The following is a 15,306-nucleotide window of genomic DNA, read 5'->3' as shown; positions in this document are numbered from 1 at the left end:
CTCACTCCTCGGGGACCGACCAGACGGAGTCGTTTTGCATCTCGAAGACCCTTTCTCCGTCGACCGTCGCGGTTCGACGGGTCGTGACGACGCCTCGGCCGTCGGAAGCGACGGAGGTCCGTTTGTCCACGACGTCGAGCGAAACGGCGAGCGTGTCGCCGGGGCGAACGGGGGCCGGCAGCCGGAGCTCCTTGATGTGTCCGGCCGCGACCAGATCGGAGTTCGCGTAGAAGTGTTCGACCACGGGCGGTTGCGTCAGCGCGAACGTGTGGATTCCGCTCGCGATCACGTCGCCGAACGGCGTCTCGGTGGCGGCGGTCGGGTCGGTGTGAATGTCCAACGGGTCGTATCGCGCGCCGAACTCGAGTATCTCCTCGCGGGTGACGGAGGCCGTCCCGCAATCGATGGTGTCGCCGACCGTCACGTCGGCGAACGTCCGATAGCTCATGGAACTCGGCAGGTCGGCCGACCCGATAGGGGTTGTGGTCGGCCGGTGGGCCACACCGTTGTCGCCGGACGATTGGCCACAGCTTATTACGCGCGAACGGCTACACGGTGTCGTATGGCCATCCGCCGACTCCTCCAGGCGAGCGTTCCGAAGTCGCGGGTCTCGGCGGTCGCGGCCGAAGTCTGTCGTCGCTTCGGTGACCCCTCGGAGGCAGTCGAGGTGGAGCGACTCGACGCCGACAACTGGCTTTCGGTCCCCTGCGTCGTGAACGAGCGGTGGTTCGTGAAGATCATCGCCGAACAGCACACCTTCGTCCACGCGCTGTTGACGACCGGGCGGAACATCGGCGCGTTCTCCTCGGGGACGGAAGGGTTTTTCGAACGGTTCTCCACCCCGATCGAGATGGCCGAGCACGAACTCGACGCGACGGCGCACATCCGCGAGCTCGGGATCGCCGCGCCCGAGCCGATCGAAGCGTTCGAGTTCGAGGGGGTCGGCGTGTTGGTGTTGGAGTATCTGGCCGCGTTCCGGACGCTCGACGAACTGTCGGCCGATGCGGTTCGGTCGTTCGCACCGACGCTGTTTTCCAACCTCGCGTCGATGCACGAGGCCGGACTCGCACACGGCGACCTCCGAGCGGAGAACGTCTTGGTGGCACCGGACGCCGACGGCGTCGAGACGCTGTATTTCATCGATGCGACCCGCGTCAGCGACGAGGCCATCGGCGACGCCAAAGCGTACGACATCGCCTGTGCGCTCGCTTCTCTGGAGCCACACATCGGGGTGAGTTCCGCCGTCGAGGCAGCCCTTGAATCGTACTCGGCCGACGTGCTCCTCGAGGCGCGCGACTTCCTCGACTTCGTCGGGCTTCGGCCGGATCACGGCTTCGACACCGCGGCTCTCAAGGGTGAGATCGAGAAGGTGGCGTCCTGAGGGTGGCGAGGCTGGCCGGGAGGCGTGACGAGCGTTACACGCCCACGAACCACCGCCAGTGCTGTTCGAGCGGTCCGTCGACATCGGCGAGAAGCGTCTGCGCCCGCTCGATCCGCTCTTTCGGGGAGAGTCGGGGATAGAGGCGAGCGGCCATCGCGGGGATCGCGTGGAGCGCCCGCAGATTCTCCGCCGTCGTCTCGAACGTCCACCGACCGTGTTCGACCGAAAACGACAGTCGGAGCGCGTCGCCGACCGCCTCCGCACCGGTCGGCGACCGCGACTGGCGATCGAGCGGTTCGAACACGTCCGACCCGTCCGTCGCCGTCCAGCCGATGGGAGCGACGGCGCCGACGACCCCGCCGGAACGCAGTACCCGGCGGGCCTCGCGCGCGGCCCGGTCCGGCTCCGGCGTCAAGAACAGGGAGGCGGTGAAGGCGACGGCGTCGAACGTATCGGCCGCGAACGGGAGGGTATCGAAATCCGCCTGCACGCGGTGGTCGGCCGGGTTCTCCAGGAGCATCGACCGACTGAGATCTAACGCGACGGGGGAGCAGCCGGACGCGAGGAGCCGCCGCGTGCTGATGCCGGAGCCGGCACCCGCGTCGAGGTAGCTCCGGATCGGCGTTGAGGACCGCGCGCGCATCGCCTCGTACAGTCGGTCGGCGAGCGTCCCGAACCGACCGGTCATCCGTTCGTACTCGCCGTAGGCGTCGGGACTCAGATCGAAGTTGTGTCGGATAGCGTCTTTCATGCTCGTCGGGTGATCCGTACTCGCACACACATCACCGAATGAAAAAGGTGTATCCCCACCGCTGTCGGCGCAGTCGTCTCTCCGGTCAGCTCACGGCCACAGACCGCGAGCTTCGTGTGCGGCGGCGACCCGCGAAAGCGCCACGATGTAGGCGGCCTCTCGCCAGGTGAGATCGCGCTCGTCGAAGGTGTGGCGGACGGCGCGCCACGCCTCGAGCATCTCGGTTTCGAGCTCCTCGTTGACGCGGTCGAGCGACCACGAGCGGCGGTTGATGTCTTGGAGCCACTCGAAGTAGCTGACCGTGACGCCGCCGGCGTTCGCCAGGATATCCGGGATCACGGCCACGTCCCGTTCGGCGAGCATCTCGTCAGCACCCGAGGTCACCGGGCCGTTCGCACCCTCGACGATGATGGGTGCCCGTACCTCGTCGGCGTTTTCGGTGGTAATCACGTTGCCGATTGCGGCGGGGATCAACACGTCGACGTCGAGTTCGAGCAGGTCGTCGTTCGAGATGACGGTGTCCGCGTAGCGCGTGACGGCTTCCGGTTCCTCGTCGTGTGAGGGCACCGACGCGACGTCGATCCCGTCAGGATCGTACATCGCACCGTTCACGTCGCTGATCGCCACGACTGAGGCGCCCCACTCGTCCAGTTGTCGAGCGGCGTTCGCGCCGACGCTGCCGTACCCCTGGACGGCGACGGTCGTCTCGGTCAGCGATCGATCGTCGTACGCACAGGCCTCGCGGGCGACGATCGCGACGCTTCGACCGGGGGCCTCCTCGCGCCCCTCGCTACCGCCGATTATCGGCGGTTTGCCGGTGACGACGCCGGGTATCGTCTCCGCCTCCTGCATCGAATAGGCGTCCATCAACCACGCCATGGTCTGTGCGTCGGTTCCCATGTCGGGGGCGGGAATGTCACGCGTCGGACCGATGATCCCTCGTATCTCCTGGGTGAACCGTCTCGTCAGACGCTCTTTCTCGTCGCCGGACAGTTGCTTCGGGTCGACCGCGATACCCCCTTTAGCTCCACCGAACGGGAGGCCCATCACGGCGCACTTCCACGTCATCCACATCGCGAGCCCGACGCATTCGTCCCGAGTGACGTCGGGGTGATACCGGAGCCCGCCCTTGTAGGGACCGTTGACGCTGTCGTGTTGTGCGCGATAGCCGGTGAACACCTCGACGGTCCCGTCGTCGCGCTCGACTGGGATCGTCACCTCTTCCACCTTGGTCGGGTGGTGGAGCCGCTCGACGACATTCGGATCCAATTCGAGATAGCCTGCCGCTCTGTCGAGTTGTCGTCTCGCGGTTTCGAGCGCCGATTCCGATGCGGACGTGGACTCGGACGTCGATCCCGCCGCCGCGTCACCATCGCTCGACGACCGCTCACCGCCAGCGTGTGCATCCATCGCTATTCAACCGGGATGAGCCGGTTTCGCATCTCCCCACCGCAGTTCGGGCATGAGTCCGGATTGTTTCGAGCCTCGATGGCCGTTCCACACATGAAGCATTCGTACGGATTCTCCGCGTTCGGGTCGTATTCAGGGTCCATCATGGTTGGTTCGAGCGCCCCGCATTGCAGCACCCACCATACAATTATAGGAATATAAGGAAATGTCTTGTGGTTAAACATACATTCCCGTACCGAGCGGCCCACCCTCGCGTTCATCCGAGCGCTGGACGGCTGACCCGGGCGCTGTCGCCGGGTTTTCGTCGACGGGTCGCGTCGTTTTCGGTAGGTACGTGCGGTCGCAGGCGCAAAGCTTTATAAACCATGTGTCATTATAACAAACAGAATGGATAGCCAACAAATCGACGAAGGCGACGGTGGTCGGGGGGACGCGGACCGACGATCGACCGCTAGGGAGATGGCGATTGGGTTGGCTCACGTATTCCGGGCGCACGACGAGGGCGAACGCCAGCGGGCGATCGAGGCGTGTCGACGGGTAGACGAACTCCAGTTCCCCCATCTCGACGACGAGGATATTGAGCTCGCGTCGACGGCGCTCATCGACGCGCTCTGGGCGAAGGACGACGTCGAATTTCGGTGTCTGACCGGCGGCGAGATCAGCGAGGAGCGAATACTCGATGCCGACTACAGTCGGGTTTCATCGTGCCTCCGACAGCGGGCACACGTCGTCGGTGCAGAGCAACACTACGCCACCAACAAGGTCGAGGCGTGGCGTCAGCACAAGGCCGGCGGCGACTACTGGTCGCCCTACCAGCGAGCGCAGATGTACGAGATCCGCGCGGCGATAGGGGATCCCGAATACCCACAGAAACGACGGGGGGGACGATCTGGACCGGGGCCGGAGCCGATGCGGTACGTGCTCGCCTCGGAGTTACACGACATGAACACCAAACGACACTGGGAGCAGGGCATCGAGGTGCTGGTGCCGTACTACGAATTCATTCTGGAGCGTACGGGGAGATGAAGGGTATCTACGAAACCGCGATCTCGGATGGGAATGGGGCAGACGACGATCTCGCACCGATCTTCGTTGGCATCGGGGCCCAAGCGGAGATAACGGTTCTCGTCGTCGACGACGATCCGGACCTGCTGGATCTGACGGCGTCGTTTCTCAAACGGGAGCGAGACGAGTTCGTCGTCGAGGCCGAGCCGAATGCAGAGGACGCTCTCGACCGACTCCGGACGGAGACCATCGACGTGATCGTCAGCGATTACGACATGCCACAGATGAACGGCCTCGAATTCCTCGAGGCCGTTCGAGAGGAGCACTACGAGATCCCGTTCATCCTCTTCACCGGGAAAGGCTCCGAGGAGATCGCGAGCAAAGCCATCTCGAACGGCGTGAACGATTATCTCCAGAAGGGGACCGATTCCAGCCAGTACTCGCTTTTGGCGAATCGAATCGCCAACGCGTTCAAGCAGTACGAGGCGCGCGAACAGCTCAAACTGTCCCAGCAGAAGTTCAGCAAACTGGTGACGAACTCGACGGACATGCTCGCCATCGTCAACTCGCAATGCCGATTCGGGTACATCTCGCCGGTCTGTGAGGAGATTCTCGGCTACGAACAGCGAGAACTCATCGGCGAATGCGCCTTCGATTACATGCCCGTCGACGACAGAAAACACGCGATGGAGGAGTTTTTCGACGCCATCGAGAACCCCGAGAAGGAACCGGTCATCGAGAGCCGGTTCAAAACGGCGGATGACGATTACGTCCTCTTGGAAGTGCGCGGAAAGAACATGTTCGAAGACGACCTCATCGACGGGTTCGTCGCCAACGCTCGGGACATTTCGGCGCTGAAACAGCGCGAGCGCGAGCTCGAACAGCAGAACGAACGGCTCAAGGACATGCGGAAGGTCATCGCACACGACATCAGAAACCCCCTCAGCGTCGCGTCCAACTCGATGATGCTGTACGAGGAGACCGACGACGACGAACACCTCGAACGGATCAAGCGGGCGATCGAACGCATCGACTCGCTGGTCGATCGCGTGCTGATGATGGCGGAACACGAGCGCACGGTCGACGGAACGGAGCAGGTACCGCTCAAAGACGTGGCCGAGCGCGCCTGGGGGATGGTCGGCACAGAGACCGAGCGGGCGGAGTTACACATCGTCGATTCGCGCGAACTCGACGCCGACCCGAGCGCGCTCCAGCAGGCGTTCGAGAACCTCTTTGCGAACGCGATCGAGCACACGAACGGCGATCTGACGGTCCGCGTCGGCACGATGGAGGGCGGCATTTACGTCGAGGACACGGGGCAGGGGATCCCCGAGGACACGCGCGAGAAGGTGTTCGAATCGGGATACACCACGAACGCGAACAACACCGGGTTCGGCTTGAACATCGTCAAACAGATCTTCGTGGGTCACGGGTGGACGATCGACCTCACGGAATCCGAGGAGGGCGGAACCCGCTTCGAGATCACGGGTATCACGTTCCGACCGACAGTGTACGAGTGAGCCGCGGTGTCGCTCACGCCGACGCGACCACCGTCTCACCCGCGTGAACGCGCTGGCCCTCCCGAACCCGGACGTCGTCGAGGTCGTACGACGAGGGGAGAAGCACGTCGGCTCGCGAGCCGAACGAGATGTGGCCGATCCGATCGCCGCGATCGAGTTCGTCGCCGGACTCGACGTACGGATGGATGCGGCGGGCGACGGCCCCGGCAATGAGCGTCACCTCGTACGCGCCGCAGTCGATCTGGACGCGCTCGTTGCGCTCTGACTCCTTACTGAATGCGGGCAGGTGTTTTCCCGGCGTGTGTTCGACCGCCTCGACAGTGCCGGCGTCGGGAGCGCGGTTCACGTGCACGTCGGTGACGTTCATGAACACCGCGATGCGGACGCGGTCGCCCTCTCGGCGAACGGCGGAGACGCGTCCGTCGGCCGGGGCGACGACGCCCGACGGCGGCGGCGAGCGCCGGGGATCGCGGTGAAACCACAGCGTGATCGCCGCCGCGAGAAGACAGCCGATCGCGAGCGGCGGGCTCACGACGAGCAGCGGGACGGCGAGAATCAGCGGGACGCGGGCGAGCCGCCACGTTCCGGGCGCGACGGCCGGTATCGGAGCGAGGGAGGTGAGCGAGGGGGTCACAGTAGAGAGATCCATGCGGAACGACAAGGTCATTATGGTACCGCGAGGGGCCGAAACGGGAGGGTGACGGACAGCCGGCGGCGATTTGCTATCACGCGTCCAGCGATATTTAACCTCCGAGCGCCCCTTTATACGGATCGATAGTCATGAAACGAATGACCGTACTCGACGAGATGAACCGCCTGTTCGAAGAGATGCGACACGCCATGTCCGAGAGTCACTTCGACGTCGGCTACGGGCGGTCCATCCCCGTTCGCACCGAGATCGACGGGGATGGCTACGTCGTCCACGCGGATCTTCCAGGGTTCGAGACGTCCGAGATTGACCTCCGATTCGACGACGGCGTTCTGACGATCGAGGCGCTCCACGAGGGATCCGACGACGGCGAAGCGTGGAGCAGAAGCGTCCACGAACAGCTCAGACTCCCCGGAGACGTGGACGAAGCGGACATCGAGGCTACCTACCGCAACGGGGTGCTCGAAATCCGTCTCCCCGCCGAGGATGCGGCCGAGAAGATCAGCCATCGAATCGAGATCGAGTGAGAGGGCCATCGTACCAAGATCGAGCGGGGTCGACGGGCGGGTCGGTCACGCTGACAGTTTTTTTATATATGTGGCGGATGGGTTTATACACGCGACTGGTGGATCGGTAAACCAGACGGGTATTCATTTATATACTATTTAAATCAGATTCGGGCACTATTTAAATACAATCGACTGCGGCGGCGACGCACGCTCCTCACAATAGTTTTTAAATCTCGATCGGAACCAGCTCAGGGATCTCGCGTCCACTTATACGCGGTCGCCAACGAGCGCGATACGACCGCTCACGAACGCAATATTCGAGCCGGAGATACGGGGTCTATTCGATCGACAGTTCGCCACCGGTCGCGCCGTCCCCGCCGTCCTCGTCCCACTCCAGCTCGAATTCGACGCTCAGTTCACCCGCGCCGTCGGTCGGACCCTCGCGCTCGGCTTTGACCTCGAACGTCGGCCGGGCGGGTGGCTCCATGGTCACCGACTGATCGCCCGCCGTCAGGGTGATCGACTTGCCGGCGTCGAGCGAATCCGCGACGGTTCGCAGATACGAGGCGATCTCCGAACGGGACATTGAGCCTTCCGATTTAAATAGGACTTCTTCTGGCATACGCTCAGTTACGAGACGCACGAAGATAAACGCTCGTCGCCGCGCCCGATCGAACAGTCCGACGATGCTGCCGAAACCGTTGGATAAATGCGAACAGCGGACGTCTAGGCGACAATGACCGATCCCGTCGTCGGCGAGCTGCGGACGCAGGCGGAACTCGAGGCCCGAGTCGAGTCCGGGAGCGCTCCACCGTGGGTCCGAGCGCACTGGTCGTCCTTTCGCGAGGGGCTGTTGGGCACGCGAAACGGCTCGCCGTTTCCGTGCTTTTTCGGCGTGGAGTCGGTGGCCAACGGCGACCCGCTGTACACCGCCGTTCCGTCGATGACGGACAAAGACGCCCTCCTCGACCTCGGAGAGACGCTCCTCGAGTACCTCGACAGCTGGCGACAGCACAGCGATCGGGCGTCGCTCGTCACCTTCTTCAAACCGCCCGAACGCGAGCTGTCCGAGGCCGACTATCACGACGCGCTGTGGCACATCCTGCAGTTCCTCCACGTTCACGATCCAAAGCCGTGGCCGGACGCCATCCCGACCGACCCCGACGACTCGCGATGGGAGTTTTCGTTCGGCGGCGAGCCGATGTTCCCGACCTGCCGAGCGCCCTTTTACGGGGCTCGAAAGAGTCGCTACTGCCCGATCGGCCTCGAGATCACATTCCAGCCCCGAGCGCTGTTCGAGAGCCTGAACGTGACCGCCGATACGGTCGCCGGCCAACACGCCAGAGAGGTCATCCAGGACCGACTCGGCGAGTACGATGGCGTCTGCCCCCACGCCGACCTCGGCGATTGGGGCGTCGAGGGCGATCGCGAGTGGCCGCAGTATATGTTGTCGGCGGACGAGCGCCAGGCACCCGACGTATGTCCAATCAACGTCACCCGCGAGCATCCGAAGTCTACGCTGTTGATCGACGAGCGGGAGGCCGTTGAGCCGCATGCCTGAGCCGACGCTCGCGGCCGGGTCGCCGGTTCTGACGCTCGTCGATTTCCAACGGGGCTTCGACGACCCTGGCTGGGGAGAGCGGAACAACCTCGACGCCGAGTCGACCGCGAGACGGCTCCTGTCTGCGTGGCGCGAACGCGGGCTCCCGGTGGCTCACGTGAGACACGATTCGACCGAGCCCGACTCGCCGCTCCGGGGCGAGGAGCCGGGGTTCGGATTCAAACGGGGGCTCCACCCACAGGGGGACGAACCCGAGTTCGTCAAGCGAGTCAACGGGGCGTTCGTCGACACGGAGCTCGAACCGTGGCTGCGCGAGCGGGGATACGACACGCTCGTCGTCTGCGGGTTGACGACCGACCATTGCGTTTCAACGACGGTGCGGATGGCAGAAAATCGCGGCTTCGACGTCTTCGTCGTCTCGGACGCGACCGCGACGTTCCCGCGCTCGCTCGGCGAGGAGCGGTTCGACGCCGCGACGATCCACCGGACGGCGCTGGCACAGTTGCGCGGGGAGTTCGCGACGGTGTTGAGTGCCGATGGCGCGATCGACGCGCTCCAGTAGCCGGGACAGAGACGACCGACTCAGTTGTCAGTCCGCTCGTACAACCGGCTCCCGTCCCGGGGACAGTACTCGAACTCGGGGTTTCGCGTGGTGAATTCACATCGTGAGCACTCGCGAATGGGCGGTCGATTGGTCCCCTCGTCGCGACGCGCGAACAGGAACGGGATGAACGGGACGAACAGAAAAAACAGAAGTGAGTCGGTGTAGGCGTACAGGAGCACGCTCAACGCGAGACTCCCGACGATCCCGACGAGGGCGGTCAGTGTGCGGGAGCCGACCATTGGTCGCCGGTACGCGTCGACCTCTGTTGACCGTTTCGGCCGAGTGCGAGAGTGGCTATTTGCCCTCGAACTCCGGCTCGTCGTCGCCCATGAACGCCGTGATCCCCTCCGTGAGATCGTCGGTGTGCATCAGGTGGCCGAACGCCTGCGCTTCAAGTTCGAGGCCGGCGTCGATGTCCTCCCAGCCGTAGATCATCGCGCGTTTCGTGAGCTTCTGGGAGATCGGCGGGCCGCCGGCGAGATCCGCGGCGAACTCGTGAACGCGCTCGTCGAAGGCGTCGTTGTCGACGACCTCGGTGACGACGTCGTAGTCGTACATCGTCTCGGCGTCGTATCGCTCGGCGGTGAAGATGATCTCCTTCGCGCGGCCGAAGCCGGCGATGCGCCCGAGCCGTTGGGTGCCGCCCCAGCCGGGGAGCAAGCCGAGGTTGTGCTCGGGGGTGCCGAGCTCGGAGCGTGCGGAGGCGAGACGGAAGTCGCACGCGAGCGCGAGTTCGAAGCCGCCGCCCAGCGCGAAGCCGTCGATGCCGGCGACGACCGGCACGTCGCACTCCTCCAGTTTGCCGAACGTCCGTTGGCCCTTCCGCGAGAGTTCGATCGCGTCGATCGGCTCGGCGTTGCCGGCCATCGACGTGACGTCGGCCCCGGCAGAGAACGCGCGGTCGCCCTTCCCCGTGATGAGGATGGCCCGCACCTCGTCGTCCGCTTCGAGCGTGTCGACGGCGGCTTCGAACTCCTCGAGCAGCTCGGGGTTGATCGTGTTCATCCGAGCCTCGCGGTCGAGGACGATCTGACCGACCATGTCCCCTGGATACCGAACCTCGATGTTGGTGAACTCGAGGTCGTCGCCGGACTCGCCACCGAAGAAGCCGCCCCGTTCGGCGGCCTCCCGAAGTCCGTCGGAGACCTCGAATCGCGGGTGGCCAGTTTCGTCGTGGAGCGATTCGAGCGTCTCGACGAGCGTCTCGAGTCCCGCGTCGTCGGCGATCTTCGCCGGGCCGTCCGGGAAGCCAGCACCTAGCATGACTGCCTCGTCGATCGCGGCGGGGTGTGAGACGTCGTCGCCGACGAGGTTGCCGACCTCGTTGGCCATCAGCGCGATGAGTCGGGTGGCGATATCCTCGCGTCCCGCGTCCGCCGGGATATCGACACCGTCACCATCCTCGTAGTCGTACACGCCGCGGCCGGATTTCTTCCCGTAGCGCTCTTCCTCGATGAGCTCTTCGAGGAACGGTGCCGGTTCGTAGACATCGCCGAGTACCTCGTGCATGTACTCCAGCACGTGGTAGGTGATGTCGTGACCGGTCATGTCGCTAAGTTCGAAGACGCCCATCGGGAGGCCCATGTCAAACTTTGTCGTCGAGTCGATCTCGGCGACAGTCGCATCGTCCTCGGAGACCATCCAACAGACCTCGTTCATCAGCGGAACGAGGATTCGGTTGACGATGAACCCGGGGGAGTCCTTGCGAACGCGGACGGGCGTCTTATCCAAGTCCTCTGCCAGCGCCTCGGTCACGTCGAGCGTCTCGTCGGCCGTGTGACCGCCCGAGATGACTTCGACTAACTGCATCTGTACCGGCGGGTTGAAAAAGTGCATCCCGCAGAACTTCTCGGGTCGGTTCGTCTGCTCTGAGAGATCGGTGATAGAAAGCGACGACGTGTTCGACGCGATGATCGCGTGGTCGGGAAGATGCTTCTCGACGTCGTCGTAGACGTCTTTTTTGATCTCCATCTTCTCGGGGACGGCTTCGATGACGAAGTCGGCGTCACCGACGGCCGCCTCGATGCCGACGTACGGCGAGACGTTCTCTAGCGCGCTCTCGGCCTTCTTGTCGGAGATGATGTCCTTCTCGGCCAGCTTTTCGAGGGACCACTCGATCTGTTCGTAGCCGTTCTGGACGAACTCCTCTTTGATGTCCCGCAGATTGACGCTGTACCCCGCGAGGGCGGCGACCTCCGCGATGCCGTGGCCCATGTTGCCGGCCCCGAGTACCGCGATTGTCTCGATGTCGTCGATTTCCATTGTTAGCGTTTTATCCCTCACTCGGAACCTGTTTCAACGTTTCCCTCTTCGTGTGTAACAGCCCACACGACCGTCAAAATGACTGATAGCAGCCGAATAAAGCTAACCGCGGACTCATCTCGATGGCCTGATTGGGTGGTACAACAAACCAACTGTTTGAACGATGTTTTAGTTTATGTTATTTTTGATGCGAAGTGTTATGTGATGCCGCTCCGGTGTTGAACGCATGGAGTTCGGCCTTACGGACGAGCAACAGCAGTTGAAAGAGGAAGTTCGGCGCTTTGCCGACAACGAGGTTCGCCCGAACGCCCGCGAGTACGACGTCGAGGAGAAGTTCCCACGCGAGATCGTGGACGCGGCCGCGGAGATGGGGCTGTGTGGCGTGACGATCCCGATGGAGTACGGCGGGGCCGGCTACGACTCGGTCGATTCGGTGCTCATCGCCGAGGAGCTATTCGCGGCCGATCCGGGGATCGCGCTGTCGATCATGGCAGCGAGTTTCGGCACGGAGGCGATCGTCGAGTACGGCACCGACGAGCAAAAGGAGCGGTTCTTGGAGCCGGTGGCGATGGGCGAGGCCATCTCGGGGGCGGCGATCTCGGAGCCGGACACCGGTTCCGACGTGTCGAGCGTGAGCACGCACGCCGAGAAGGACGGCGACGAATGGGTGATCAATGGCAACAAAATGTGGATCACCAACGGGACGGTCGGTGATTTCTTCGTGGTGTTCTGCAAGACGAATCCCGAGGCGGAGGGTCGGTACAACGGCTTCTCGCAGATCGTCGTCGAAGCCGACCGGGACGGCTTCGAAGCCGAGAAGATCACCGGAAAGATGGGGATTCGCGCCTCCGACACCGCTGAACTCATCCTCGACGGCGTCCGGGTCCCCGAGGAGAACCTGATCGGGACGGCCGACGCCGGCTTCCTCCAGCAGATGAACTTCTTCGACGCGACTCGAACCGGCGTCGCGGCGCAGGGCGTCGGGATCGCGAAGGGAGCCGCCGAGCGCGCGCTGGAGTACGCCCAAGAGCGCGAGCAGTTCGGCCGGCCGATCGGCGACCTCCAAGCGATCCAACACAAACTCGCGGAGATGCACACCAACACCGAAGCGGCGCGCAACCTGACGCTGAAATCCGCCTGGGAGGTCGACGAGGGCGGTGCGCCGAACACGACGCTGGCCTCCATGGCGAAGGAGTTCGCCTCCAGGGTCGCGGTCGAGGTCGCCAACGAGGCGCTGCAGATCCACGGTGGCGCGGGCTACGTCAACGACTTCGACGTTGAACGGCTCTACCGGGACGCAAAGATCACGCAGATCTACGAGGGGACGACGGAGATACAGAAGATGATCATCGCTCGCGAGCTGCAGGGCAAAGGCTTCTAACGTCGTTCGATGGCCGACGGACTCGTCTCCGAGGGCCCGATCCGCGCGGCGACGTTCTTCACGCTCGCGTTCGCCCTCATGCTGATCGGCGGCATACTGATCGGCGATATCGAGACGGGCGTTCGGTGGGGACTCGCGCTCGGTGCCGCGTTCGGCGTCTTCGCGTATCTCTTCATCCGACCGACAGACGAGGGCGAGGATGATCCGAGCGGTGAGTAGCCGCACGGTTTTACATCACTGCGGCCCGAACCCCCGAGCAGTCATGAAAATATACACCGGCCGCGGCGACGAGGGGATGACCGACCTCCGAGACATGTCGCGGATCTCCAAGACGAGCCCCCGAATCGAGGCGTACGGAACCGTCGACGAGGTGAACAGTCTCATCGGGCTGACGCGCCCGTCGGGCTACGACGACGTGGACGAACGACTCGGCGCGATCCAAAACCACCTCCACATCATTCAGGCGGACTTCTCGAACCCCGACGCCGAGGACGAGGAGTCCCCACACATCGAGGCACGCCACGTCGAATCGCTCGAAGAATGGATGGACGGGTTCGACGAAGAACTCGAACCGCTCCAGAACTTCATCCTCCCCAGCGGAAGCGACGTGGGCGCGAGACTCCACCACGCGCGGGCAGTCTGTCGACGCGCCGAGCGCCGGGCGGTCGCGTTGGCCGCCGACGAACCCGTCAACGACGCCGCCGTCACCTACCTCAACCGCCTCTCGGACGCGCTCTTCGTGTTCGCGCGCGTGCTGAACAAGCGCGAGGGCGTCCGCGAGGAGTCGCCGTCGTACTGACCGACGGACGCGACCGAGTTTCGTTCAATCGTTTTAAGCCCCAGCGGGTCGCGGAAATGGATATGAACCACGTAGACGTCGCCATCGTCGGCGGGGGACCGGCCGGTTCGTCGGCCGGCTACGCGGCCGCCAGCGAGGGTGCCGACACCGTCGTCATCGAAAAGGGTGTCCCGCGGGCCGACAGAGAGGGCCTCGGCCCAGACTCGACGGACGCGGCCGGGATCCTCGACTACTGGGTCGACATCATGGACCTCGGCGAGCCCATCCCCGAGCACGTCAAACACCGAGAACTCCACGCGGCGGAGTTCATCGGTCCCTCGGAGACGCTGGAGTTGACCGAGACGGGGATCGACGCCACGTACCCGAACTTCGGGTTCACGATGCACCGCGCGCGGTTCGACGATTGGCTCCGCGAGCGCGCCGAGAGTGCGGGCGCGGAGTACCGGGTCGGAACCTCGGTCGCGGACGTCGAGTCAGAGCTGACCGGCGCGCCCTCCCACACGCTGACCCTCCGCGACGGAACGGAGATCGAGGCCGACCACCTCATCCTCGCCGACGGCCCACAGCGGACGATCACGGGGCGCGTCATCGAGCGCTGGCTCCCCGACGACCGGATGGAACGGCTCGAAACCCGCCGAACGAATCACATCGCCTACCAGGAGTACCGGGAGATGCCCGAGGAGCTGTTCGAGAACGACCGGATCAAGTTCTGGTGGGGGTACATGCCCGGTCACACGGCGTACCCGTGGGTGTTCCCGAACGACGGTTCGGTCGCCAGGATCGGCCTGACGATGCCGATCGATCTCGACATCGACTCGGTCGAGCACCGCGACAGCTACCGACTGCTCCGGCCCGAGGACGAGCGAATCCCACAGGGTCGCGTCTATCTCGAACGGCTGATCGAGACGGTGTACCCCGAGTACGAGCTCGACGACTTCCCGATCCTCGAGGACCGCGGCAAAGCCCGCGGGACCGAGACGTACCCGATCTCCTCGACTCGGCCGATCGAATCGCCGACGCGGGCGAACGTGGCGATCGTCGGCGGGGCGATGGGTGCTACCTCCGCGTTCCACGAGGGAGGTGACCACGTCGCGATCCGAACCGGGGCGATCGCCGGGCGACTCGCCGCGCTCGGTGCGATGCGTGCGTACAACGCGGAGTGGCACCGGGCGATCGGGTCCGAAATACGGCGGAACTGCATCTTCGCCGACATGGTCGATGGGTACGAACCGGATGACTGGGACCGGCTGTTCGGACTCGCCGGGAACATCGTCAGCGCTGACGGGATCCGTCCACGCGAGGCGCTCCAAAGCGGTTGGGCCGGCACGAAGCTCTTTGCGGCGTACACGTGGCGAAAGTTCGGCCACCGAAACGGCCGGTACGCACAGGTGTTCGAGGACGCGTACTCGGTCTAACCCCGACGGAGTCGCCCCATGCCGAAAGAGGATTAGGCCTCGAGGAGGTACGTTCGGGT

At 64.1% G+C, this 15,306-nt stretch carries 18 protein-coding genes; 10 read left to right on the top strand and 8 right to left on the bottom strand.

Annotation, left to right across the window (positions count from 1 at the left end):
• Position 1: 1 nt before the first annotated feature.
• On the bottom strand, positions 2 to 448 hold the full coding sequence (locus tag DM868_RS00480) for a MaoC/PaaZ C-terminal domain-containing protein (protein ID WP_137274877.1): 447 nt from the start codon (positions 446 to 448) through the stop codon (positions 2 to 4).
• 114 nt (positions 449 to 562) lie between these two features.
• Between DM868_RS00480 and DM868_RS00475 the strand changes: the two genes are divergently transcribed.
• Positions 563 to 1,381: a lipopolysaccharide kinase InaA family protein gene (locus DM868_RS00475; protein ID WP_137274876.1), complete on the top strand. Its 819-nt coding sequence runs from the start codon at positions 563 to 565 to the stop codon at positions 1,379 to 1,381.
• A 34-nt stretch (positions 1,382 to 1,415) separates the two neighbouring features.
• Here the strand turns inward: DM868_RS00475 and DM868_RS00470 are convergent, their stop codons facing one another.
• The 3 genes from DM868_RS00470 to DM868_RS15395 form a co-directional block, all read right to left on the bottom strand.
• Entirely contained in the window at positions 1,416 to 2,132 is a 717-nt protein-coding gene (locus DM868_RS00470) for a class I SAM-dependent methyltransferase (RefSeq protein ID WP_137274874.1), read from the bottom strand.
• 90 nt (positions 2,133 to 2,222) lie between these two features.
• Positions 2,223 to 3,542, bottom strand: a complete 1,320-nt coding sequence (gdhB, locus tag DM868_RS00465; RefSeq protein ID WP_137274873.1) for a glutamate dehydrogenase GdhB — start codon at positions 3,540 to 3,542, stop codon at positions 2,223 to 2,225.
• Positions 3,543 to 3,544: 2 nt separating this feature from the next.
• Positions 3,545 to 3,685 (bottom strand): rubrerythrin-like domain-containing protein, encoded by a 141-nt coding sequence (locus tag DM868_RS15395; RefSeq protein WP_449289564.1) that lies wholly within the window; start codon positions 3,683 to 3,685, stop codon positions 3,545 to 3,547.
• Between the two features lie 244 nt (positions 3,686 to 3,929).
• Here DM868_RS15395 and DM868_RS00455 point away from each other — a divergent pair, with 244 nt between their 5' ends.
• Positions 3,930 to 4,568 carry a hypothetical protein gene (locus tag DM868_RS00455; RefSeq protein ID WP_137274871.1) on the top strand — a complete coding sequence of 213 codons (639 nt, stop codon included), beginning with the start codon at positions 3,930 to 3,932 and terminating at the stop codon, positions 4,566 to 4,568.
• A complete protein-coding gene (locus DM868_RS00450) occupies positions 4,565 to 6,067 on the top strand; it encodes a hybrid sensor histidine kinase/response regulator (RefSeq protein ID WP_137274870.1) in 1,503 nt (500 codons plus the stop codon). The genes DM868_RS00455 and DM868_RS00450 overlap by 4 nt, the downstream gene beginning before the upstream one ends.
• Before the next feature lie 13 nt (positions 6,068 to 6,080).
• On the opposite strand, the gene DM868_RS00445 is transcribed toward DM868_RS00450, so the two are convergent.
• Complete coding sequence (locus DM868_RS00445; protein ID WP_137275678.1) at positions 6,081 to 6,716, bottom strand: protein sorting system archaetidylserine decarboxylase; 636 nt, start codon at positions 6,714 to 6,716, stop codon at positions 6,081 to 6,083.
• Between the two features lie 140 nt (positions 6,717 to 6,856).
• On the opposite strand from DM868_RS00445, the gene DM868_RS00440 reads away from it, so the two are divergent.
• Positions 6,857 to 7,243, top strand: coding sequence for an Hsp20/alpha crystallin family protein (locus DM868_RS00440; protein ID WP_246048989.1), 387 nt, complete (start codon positions 6,857 to 6,859; stop codon positions 7,241 to 7,243).
• Between the two features lie 319 nt (positions 7,244 to 7,562).
• Here DM868_RS00440 and DM868_RS00435 read toward each other — a convergent pair whose 3' ends face one another.
• Positions 7,563 to 7,847 (bottom strand): amphi-Trp domain-containing protein, encoded by a 285-nt coding sequence (locus tag DM868_RS00435; protein ID WP_137274868.1) that lies wholly within the window; start codon positions 7,845 to 7,847, stop codon positions 7,563 to 7,565.
• Positions 7,848 to 7,961: 114 nt separating this feature from the next.
• On the opposite strand from DM868_RS00435, the gene DM868_RS00430 reads away from it, so the two are divergent.
• Together DM868_RS00430 and DM868_RS00425 are read left to right on the top strand one after the other, a co-directional pair.
• Complete coding sequence (locus DM868_RS00430) at positions 7,962 to 8,786, top strand: YqcI/YcgG family protein (RefSeq protein ID WP_137274867.1); 825 nt, start codon at positions 7,962 to 7,964, stop codon at positions 8,784 to 8,786.
• Entirely contained in the window at positions 8,779 to 9,348 is a 570-nt protein-coding gene (locus tag DM868_RS00425; protein WP_137274866.1) for a cysteine hydrolase family protein, read from the top strand. The genes DM868_RS00430 and DM868_RS00425 overlap by 8 nt, the downstream gene beginning before the upstream one ends.
• Before the next feature lie 20 nt (positions 9,349 to 9,368).
• Here DM868_RS00425 and DM868_RS00420 read toward each other — a convergent pair whose 3' ends face one another.
• Together DM868_RS00420 and DM868_RS15600 are read right to left on the bottom strand one after the other, a co-directional pair.
• Positions 9,369 to 9,629, bottom strand: coding sequence for a hypothetical protein (locus DM868_RS00420; RefSeq protein WP_137274865.1), 261 nt, complete (start codon positions 9,627 to 9,629; stop codon positions 9,369 to 9,371).
• Between the two features lie 55 nt (positions 9,630 to 9,684).
• Positions 9,685 to 11,652, bottom strand: coding sequence for a 3-hydroxyacyl-CoA dehydrogenase/enoyl-CoA hydratase family protein (locus tag DM868_RS15600; protein WP_137274863.1), 1,968 nt, complete (start codon positions 11,650 to 11,652; stop codon positions 9,685 to 9,687).
• A 226-nt stretch (positions 11,653 to 11,878) separates the two neighbouring features.
• Here DM868_RS15600 and DM868_RS00410 point away from each other — a divergent pair, with 226 nt between their 5' ends.
• From DM868_RS00410 to DM868_RS00395, 4 genes are all read left to right on the top strand, one after another.
• Positions 11,879 to 13,033 (top strand): acyl-CoA dehydrogenase family protein, encoded by a 1,155-nt coding sequence (locus DM868_RS00410; protein WP_137274861.1) that lies wholly within the window; start codon positions 11,879 to 11,881, stop codon positions 13,031 to 13,033.
• A 9-nt stretch (positions 13,034 to 13,042) separates the two neighbouring features.
• Positions 13,043 to 13,252: a hypothetical protein gene (locus DM868_RS00405; protein ID WP_137274860.1), complete on the top strand. Its 210-nt coding sequence runs from the start codon at positions 13,043 to 13,045 to the stop codon at positions 13,250 to 13,252.
• Between the two features lie 43 nt (positions 13,253 to 13,295).
• Positions 13,296 to 13,832 carry a cob(I)yrinic acid a,c-diamide adenosyltransferase gene (locus DM868_RS00400; protein WP_137274858.1) on the top strand — a complete coding sequence of 179 codons (537 nt, stop codon included), beginning with the start codon at positions 13,296 to 13,298 and terminating at the stop codon, positions 13,830 to 13,832.
• A 62-nt stretch (positions 13,833 to 13,894) separates the two neighbouring features.
• Positions 13,895 to 15,247, top strand: a complete 1,353-nt coding sequence (locus DM868_RS00395) for an NAD(P)/FAD-dependent oxidoreductase (protein WP_137274856.1) — start codon at positions 13,895 to 13,897, stop codon at positions 15,245 to 15,247.
• Positions 15,248 to 15,306: the final 59 nt, after the last annotated feature.

Source organism: Natronomonas salsuginis (assembly GCF_005239135.1).
Lineage (GTDB): Archaea > Halobacteriota > Halobacteria > Halobacteriales > Haloarculaceae > Natronomonas > Natronomonas salsuginis.
This window is presented reverse-complemented; position numbering and strand designations above follow the sequence as displayed.

Coding starts and splice junctions, on each gene's coding strand:
- DM868_RS00480 (WP_137274877.1), bottom strand. CDS start 448: ATGAGCTATCGGACGTTCGCCGACGTGACGGTCGGCGACACCATCGAT.
- DM868_RS00475 (WP_137274876.1), top strand. CDS start 563: ATGGCCATCCGCCGACTCCTCCAGGCGAGCGTTCCGAAGTCGCGGGTC.
- DM868_RS00470 (WP_137274874.1), bottom strand. CDS start 2,132: ATGAAAGACGCTATCCGACACAACTTCGATCTGAGTCCCGACGCCTAC.
- gdhB (WP_137274873.1), bottom strand. CDS start 3,542: ATGGATGCACACGCTGGCGGTGAGCGGTCGTCGAGCGATGGTGACGCG.
- DM868_RS15395 (WP_449289564.1), bottom strand. CDS start 3,685: ATGGACCCTGAATACGACCCGAACGCGGAGAATCCGTACGAATGCTTC.
- DM868_RS00455 (WP_137274871.1), top strand. CDS start 3,930: ATGGATAGCCAACAAATCGACGAAGGCGACGGTGGTCGGGGGGACGCG.
- DM868_RS00450 (WP_137274870.1), top strand. CDS start 4,565: ATGAAGGGTATCTACGAAACCGCGATCTCGGATGGGAATGGGGCAGAC.
- DM868_RS00445 (WP_137275678.1), bottom strand. CDS start 6,716: ATGGATCTCTCTACTGTGACCCCCTCGCTCACCTCCCTCGCTCCGATA.
- DM868_RS00440 (WP_246048989.1), top strand. CDS start 6,857: ATGACCGTACTCGACGAGATGAACCGCCTGTTCGAAGAGATGCGACAC.
- DM868_RS00435 (WP_137274868.1), bottom strand. CDS start 7,847: ATGCCAGAAGAAGTCCTATTTAAATCGGAAGGCTCAATGTCCCGTTCG.
- DM868_RS00430 (WP_137274867.1), top strand. CDS start 7,962: ATGACCGATCCCGTCGTCGGCGAGCTGCGGACGCAGGCGGAACTCGAG.
- DM868_RS00425 (WP_137274866.1), top strand. CDS start 8,779: ATGCCTGAGCCGACGCTCGCGGCCGGGTCGCCGGTTCTGACGCTCGTC.
- DM868_RS00420 (WP_137274865.1), bottom strand. CDS start 9,629: ATGGTCGGCTCCCGCACACTGACCGCCCTCGTCGGGATCGTCGGGAGT.
- DM868_RS15600 (WP_137274863.1), bottom strand. CDS start 11,652: ATGGAAATCGACGACATCGAGACAATCGCGGTACTCGGGGCCGGCAAC.
- DM868_RS00410 (WP_137274861.1), top strand. CDS start 11,879: ATGGAGTTCGGCCTTACGGACGAGCAACAGCAGTTGAAAGAGGAAGTT.
- DM868_RS00405 (WP_137274860.1), top strand. CDS start 13,043: ATGGCCGACGGACTCGTCTCCGAGGGCCCGATCCGCGCGGCGACGTTC.
- DM868_RS00400 (WP_137274858.1), top strand. CDS start 13,296: ATGAAAATATACACCGGCCGCGGCGACGAGGGGATGACCGACCTCCGA.
- DM868_RS00395 (WP_137274856.1), top strand. CDS start 13,895: ATGAACCACGTAGACGTCGCCATCGTCGGCGGGGGACCGGCCGGTTCG.